This is a genomic window from Enterobacter sp. UNJFSC 003, from assembly GCF_036903355.1.
GTDB lineage: Bacteria > Pseudomonadota > Gammaproteobacteria > Enterobacterales > Enterobacteriaceae > Enterobacter.
Map to the genome: position 1 here is coordinate 1 of NZ_JBAKHK010000065.1, position 357 is coordinate 357.

1 pseudogene is annotated in these 357 nt (G+C 52.9%); it reads left to right on the forward strand.

The window, feature by feature from the left end:
• Positions 1-357 (forward strand): annotated as a pseudogene (locus V5P19_RS23100) (peptidoglycan glycosyltransferase FtsI); the annotation flags it as partial.

The window sequence follows — 357 nt, forward strand, 5'->3', positions numbered from 1 at the left end:
GGCGGTATCAGCGTCGGTGACCGCTGGAAGGCGCTGGCTAACGCGCTCAATATTCCGCTGGATCAGCTTTCAGCCCGCATTAACGCCAACCCGAAAGGGCGCTTTATTTATCTGGCGCGTCAGGTGAACCCTGACATGGCGGACTACATCAAAAAACTGAAACTGCCGGGGATTCATCTGCGTGAAGAATCTCGCCGTTATTATCCATCCGGCGAAGTGACTGCTCACCTCATTGGCTTTACTAACGTCGATAGTCAAGGGATTGAGGGCGTTGAGAAGAGTTTCGATAAATGGCTTACCGGGCAGCCGGGTGAGCGCATTGTGCGTAAAGACCGCTATGGTCGCGTAATTGAAGAT